The following is a 6,290-nucleotide window of genomic DNA, read 5'->3' as shown; positions in this document are numbered from 1 at the left end:
GCATGTATTAGGCACGCCGCCAGCGTTCATCCTGAGCCAGGATCAAACTCTCCAATAAAGTTAGTTTGTCTAGCATCAAAAATAAAAATTGACGTTTCACGTTGTTTGTTTCGTTTAGTTTTCAAAGTTCAACATCGCGTTTCAGCGACTTTTATAATATATCATACTATATTATTTTCGTCAACAAGTTTTTTTGATAAGTTGTATCTCTCATTTGCTGACTCTGCCTATTATATAGGCTTTCTCTTCCCTATGCAAGTATTATTATAAAAAAATAAAGAGAGGGAAAATTCCCTCTCTTATTCTTCTGAAGAAACCTCTTCACTCGTTTCTTCCTCTTCATCTTTTTGTGCTTTTGCTACCGTCGCTACCTCTTGGTCTTCCTCTAATCGAATTAGACGAACACCTTGTGTATTACGTCCCATTTGAGAGATTTGATCAACTGGCATACGAATAATAACGCCTGCCGCTGTAATTAACATAATATCTTCTTCACCTGTAACAGACTTAACAGCTACTAATTTACCGTTCTTATCTGTAATGTTACAAGTTTTCAGACCTTTACCACCGCGACTTTGCAGACGGTATTCATCAATCGGTGTACGCTTTCCGTAACCATTTTTCGTTACAATTAGAACATTTACATCCTCTTCGACAATTTCCATACCTACAACTTGGTCTTCATCGCCCAACGTAATAGCTTTAACACCTGCAGCATTACGTCCCATAGAACGAACATCTTGTTCATTGAAACGAATTAGCATACCGTTACTTGTCCCGACAATAATATCCTTATCACCCGATGTTAAACGTACAGATATTACTTCATCCTCTTCACGAAGAGAAATTGCAATTAAACCATTTGTACGTATATTTGCAAATGATGAAAGTGGCGTTCTCTTAGAAACCCCTTGTTTTGTCGTAAAGAATAAGAACTGATCGTCACCAAATTCACGAATCGGAATAATAGCGTTAATCCACTCACCCTTATCTACCCCTAATAGGTTAATAATTGGTAGTCCTTTTGCAGTACGACTATACTCTGGAATTTCATATCCTTTCGTACGGTATACTTTACCCTTGTTTGTAAAGAATAAAATATGATCATGAGTAGACGTTGTTAATAAATGTTCAACAAAGTCATCATCATTCGTACCCATTCCTTGCACACCACGTCCCCCACGGTTCTGTGTTTTGTACGTAGAAGCTGGTAACCTCTTAATATAACCGTTATGAGTTAACGTAATCGCAATGTTTTGTTCAGGAATTAAATCTTCATCTTCAATAAATTCCATACCGCCAATTGTAATTTCTGTTCGTCTCTTATCATTGAAACGCTCTTTTACTTCTGTTAATTCTTCACGAATAATCTCAAGAACTTTTTCTTCATCTGCTAAAATCGCTTTTAATTCAGCAATTAACTTCATTAAGTCTTGATATTCTTGCTCAATTTTTTCACGTTCTAATCCAGTTAAGCGTTGCAGACGCATATCTAAAATCGCTTGCGCTTGTTTCTCACTTAAACCAAAACGTTCCATTAAGCCTTGCTTTGCAATATCTGCCGTTTTTGAACTACGAATTAACGTAATAACTTCATCAAGATGATCTAAAGCAATTCGTAATCCTTCTAAAATATGAGCACGTGCTTCTGCTTTTTCTAATTCATAAGCAGTACGTCTACGAATTACTACCTTCTGATGCTCTAAATAATGATATAGATTTTGTTTTAAATTTAGTACTTGTGGCTCCCCATTTACAAGAGACAACATATTAATACCGAAACTTGTTTGAAGCGCTGTATGTTTATATAGATTGTTTAATAGTACGTTTGCATTAGCATCACGACGTACTTCCATGACAATACGCATACCATTACGATCTGATTCATCACGTAAATCTGTAATACCTTCAATTTTCTTATCGCGAACTAATTCTGCGATTTTTTCAATTAATCGCGCCTTATTAACTTGATAAGGTAGTTCAGTTACGATAATAGATTGTTTACCGTTTGACTTCTCTTCAATTTCAACCTTAGCACGAAGCATAATGGAACCGCGACCTGTTTCATAAGCTCTTCGAATTCCACTTCTTCCTAAAATTAAACCTGCCGTCGGAAAGTCTGGACCAGGAATATATTCCATCAATTCTGCGATAGTAATATCAGGATTATGACTTAATGCCAGCACACCATCAATTACTTCGCCAAGCTGATGCGGCGGTATATTTGTTGCCATACCAACAGCAATACCTGTTGTACCGTTTACTAATAAATTAGGGAAACGCGCTGGTAGTACTATCGGTTCTCTTTCGGAACCATCATAGTTATCTTGATAATCAATTGTATTTTTTGAAATATCACGTATTAATTCCATAGAAATCTTAGACATTCTTGCCTCTGTATAACGCATTGCTGCTGCTGAATCTCCATCTACAGAACCGAAGTTACCATGCCCATCTACAAGCATATAACGTTGACTAAAATCTTGCGCCATACGTACCATTGTTTCATAAACGGCTGAATCACCATGAGGGTGATACTTACCGATTACTTCACCGACAATACGTGCTGATTTCTTATACGCTTTATCAGCTGTAATTCCTAAATCATTCATCGCATATAAAACCCTACGATGCACAGGTTTTAATCCATCACGAACATCTGGTAATGCACGAGATACGATAACACTCATTGCGTAATCTAAAAATGAGGTACGCATTTCATGACTAATATTAATTTCTCGAATTCGTGCTTGTTGTTGATTGTCTGACATCAACGAGCACCTCCTCTTACATTTCCGTTACACATACATTGATTTATATGTAGAAGACAGGAATACTTAGATTCCTGTCATTACTCATTTAAATATCAAGGTTCTTCACGTATTTTGCATTCTCTTGGATAAAGTTACGACGCGGTTCTACTTTATCACCCATTAAAATTTCAAACGTTTCGTCTGCTTCTATTGCATCTTGAAGAGAAACTTGAAGTAACGAACGTACTTCTGGATCCATTGTCGTCTCCCATAGCTGAGTTGGATTCATCTCCCCAAGACCTTTATAACGTTGAATTCCTGGTTTCGGCTGGGCTGGTAGCTCAGCTAAGATTTTTTCAAGTTCCTTATCGTTGTAAGCATATTGAATTTTTTTACCTTGTTGTATTTTAAACAATGGCGGCTGTGCAATATAGATATAACCACACTCAATTATTTGACGCATATAACGATAGAAGAACGTTAATAATAGGGTACGAATATGTGCACCATCAACATCGGCATCGGTCATAATAATAACTTTATGATAGCGTGCTTTTTCAATATCGAAGTCTCCACCAATATTTGTACCGATTGCCGTAATAATTGTACGAACTTCATCATTTGATAAAATCTTATCTAAGCGCGCCTTTTCCACATTAATAATTTTACCTTTCAGCGGTAAAATTGCTTGGAAATGACGATCGCGTCCTTGTTTTGCAGATCCACCCGCAGAGTCACCCTCTACGATGTAAATTTCACTAATTGCTGGATCTTTCGAAGAGCAATCAGCTAATTTACCAGGTAAACTTGAAACTTCTAACGCACTCTTTCGACGTGTCAATTCACGCGCTTTTTTCGCAGCTACACGTGCACGTGCAGCCATCGTACCTTTTTCTACAATTTTTCGCGCTACATTAGGATTTTCTAGTAAGAACTTTTCAAATGCCTCTGAGAATACAGACTCTGTAATTGTTCTCGCTTCACTATTCCCAAGTTTTGTCTTCGTTTGTCCTTCAAATTGTGGATTTGGATGCTTGATTGATACAATTGCTGTTAAACCTTCACGAACATCCTCACCAGTTAAATTACTGTCCGCATCTTTTAAAATGCTATTTTTACGACCATAGTCGTTGATTACACGAGTTAAAGCTGTTTTAAAACCTACCTCATGTGTACCACCTTCATACGTATGGATGTTATTCGTAAATGAGTAAATATTATTTGTGTATCCTTCGTTATATTGAAGAGAAACCTCAACCTGAATACCATCTTTTGAACCTTCTACGTACACAGGCTCTTCATGAATCGGTTGTTTTGAGCGATTTAAATGCTCAACGTATGATTTAATTCCACCTTCGTAATGGAATTCTTTCTTTTGCTTATGTTCACGTTTATCTTCAATTGTTAATTTAATATTACGATTTAAAAACGCTAATTCACGCATACGAGTTGCTAGCGTATCAAAATCGTATACTGTTGTTTCTTGGAAAATTTCCGGATCTGGTTTAAATCGAGTTATTGTTCCTGTTTGATCGGTGTCACCAATGACTTTTAAATCTGCAACCGGAATACCTCTTTCGTATTTTTGATAATGGATTTTACCTTCACGATGTACAAATACTTCTAATTCTGTTGATAGAGCATTTACAACCGATGCCCCAACACCATGTAAACCACCAGAAACTTTATAACCGCCACCGCCAAATTTACCACCGGCGTGGAGAACAGTCATAATAACTTCTACAGCTGGACGTCCCATTTTTTCTTGTATACCAACCGGAATACCACGCCCATTATCCGTTACACGAATACTATTATCTTCTTCGATACTAACATTAATTTCATCACAATAACCTGCAAGTGCTTCATCAATACTATTATCTACGATTTCCCAAACAAGATGGTGAAGCCCTTTTCCACTTGTAGATCCAATATACATACCAGGGCGTTTCCGAACTGCCTCTAGTCCTTCAAGCACCTGTATCTGACTTTCATCATATGCATTTTCTTGCATTTGCTTTTGTTCCATTGACACAAAGATCACCTACTTTTCCATTTAAACAGGGGTTATTCCCTATCTATTTCACAATCTACAGTGCCGTTCGTTACATGAATTGTTTTCGCTTCTTTTAATGTTTCGTGTTCAATTCCGTCGACACTCGTCGTTGTAACAAATGTTTGCACTTTTCCTTGAATTGTATTTAAAAGATGTGATTGACGATAATCATCTAATTCTGATAAAACATCATCCAACAAAAGGATTGGATATTCTTTAACCTCTGAATAAATCAATTCAATTTCAGCTAATTTTAGGGATAGTGCGGTCGTTCGTTGTTGTCCTTGCGAACCAAAGACTTGAACATTTTTACTATTAACGAAGAATTGTAAATCGTCACGATGAGGACCAATTAAAGTCGTACCACGGAAAATTTCACGTTGTTTCACAGATTGAAAACTTTCATAGTATACTTCTTTTATTTTCGACAAATCCATTGATTCTGATACATCTACACTTGGTTTATAGACAATTTCTAACTCTTCTAATCCACGGCTTATACCTCGATGAATTGGAGCTGCCCATTCCTGTAGCAAATGCAAAAATTCAAAACGTTTTTGCAGTATTTTCGCACCATGCTCAATTAGTTGAAGTGTAAATACATCCAACATCGTTTCCTCATTCTTACTATTCCCTTGCATTTTTTTCAACAAGTGATTTCGTTGCGTGAGCACCTTTTGATATTGACTTAATTCATACAAATATACAGGAGCTATTTGTCCTAATTCCATATCTAAAAAGCGTCTTCTTACTTGAGGGCTTCCTTTTACAAGATTTAAATCTTCTGGGGCAAACATGACAACGTTCATCACGCCAATATATTGACTTAACTTTTGCTGTTCAAGTTGATTTAATTTTGCCTTTTTACCTTTTTTCGAAATATTTAATTCCAAAGACAAAGAACTGTTTCTTTTTTGTAATTTCCCTTTTATTTGACCAAAATCTTCATCCCAGCGGATAAGTTCGCGATCATTAGAGGTTCTATGAGATTTCGCCATCGCTAAAACATAAATAGCTTCCATCAAATTTGTTTTCCCTTGCGCATTTTCGCCGATAATTACATTTACCTTATCTTCAAAGGAAAGCTCTAATTTTTCATAATTGCGATAGTTTTTTAATTGTATTTCTGAAATAAACAAAGGGCTCCCCCTTTATGCCTGAACTTGGAAAGTTCCGCTTCCTGGAATTTCAATAACATCATTCGCATATAGTTTGCGACCTCTTCTATTTTCAAGTTCGTTGTTCACGTACACTTCATATTCTTGTAAAAACCATTTTACAGCGCCACCTGTATCAATTACATCAGCTAACTTTAAAAATTGTCCTAGTGTAATATACTCTGTTGAAATTTTAATACGTTTCATAAAATCGCTCACTTTCTGAAAGTGTTCATTCTTTCATTGTACTAAATAAACTAGCATTAGGAAAGTAATACCCAAAAATCAAATAAGGGCCACTAGCATCTTTAAACTAGCAACCCT

At 36.3% G+C, this 6,290-nt stretch carries 4 protein-coding genes; all 4 read right to left on the bottom strand.

The window, feature by feature from the left end; translation table 11 throughout:
• Positions 1–299: 299 nt before the first annotated feature.
• The gene (gene gyrA, locus ACS2QP_RS26010; RefSeq protein WP_001282864.1) at positions 300–2,771 is read right to left on the bottom strand and encodes a DNA gyrase subunit A; all 2,472 of its coding nucleotides are present in this window, start codon (positions 2,769–2,771) and stop codon (positions 300–302) included.
• Positions 2,772–2,859: 88 nt separating this feature from the next.
• A complete protein-coding gene (gyrB, locus tag ACS2QP_RS26005) occupies positions 2,860–4,782 on the bottom strand; it encodes a DNA topoisomerase (ATP-hydrolyzing) subunit B (RefSeq protein ID WP_000435982.1) in 1,923 nt (640 codons plus the stop codon).
• 38 nt (positions 4,783–4,820) lie between these two features.
• Positions 4,821–5,948 carry a DNA replication/repair protein RecF gene (gene recF, locus ACS2QP_RS26000; protein ID WP_000470745.1) on the bottom strand — a complete coding sequence of 376 codons (1,128 nt, stop codon included), beginning with the start codon at positions 5,946–5,948 and terminating at the stop codon, positions 4,821–4,823.
• A gap of 12 nt (positions 5,949–5,960) precedes the next feature.
• The gene (gene yaaA, locus ACS2QP_RS25995; RefSeq protein WP_000821364.1) at positions 5,961–6,173 is read right to left on the bottom strand and encodes a S4 domain-containing protein YaaA; all 213 of its coding nucleotides are present in this window, start codon (positions 6,171–6,173) and stop codon (positions 5,961–5,963) included.
• Positions 6,174–6,290: the final 117 nt, after the last annotated feature.

It is taken from the genome of Bacillus cereus group sp. Bce019, assembly GCF_051781745.1.
Lineage (GTDB): Bacteria > Bacillota > Bacilli > Bacillales > Bacillaceae_G > Bacillus_A > Bacillus_A cereus.
This window is presented reverse-complemented; position numbering and strand designations above follow the sequence as displayed.

Coding starts and splice junctions, on each gene's coding strand:
- yaaA (WP_000821364.1), bottom strand. CDS start 6,173: ATGAAACGTATTAAAATTTCAACAGAGTATATTACACTAGGACAATTT.
- gyrB (WP_000435982.1), bottom strand. CDS start 4,782: ATGGAACAAAAGCAAATGCAAGAAAATGCATATGATGAAAGTCAGATA.
- gyrA (WP_001282864.1), bottom strand. CDS start 2,771: ATGTCAGACAATCAACAACAAGCACGAATTCGAGAAATTAATATTAGT.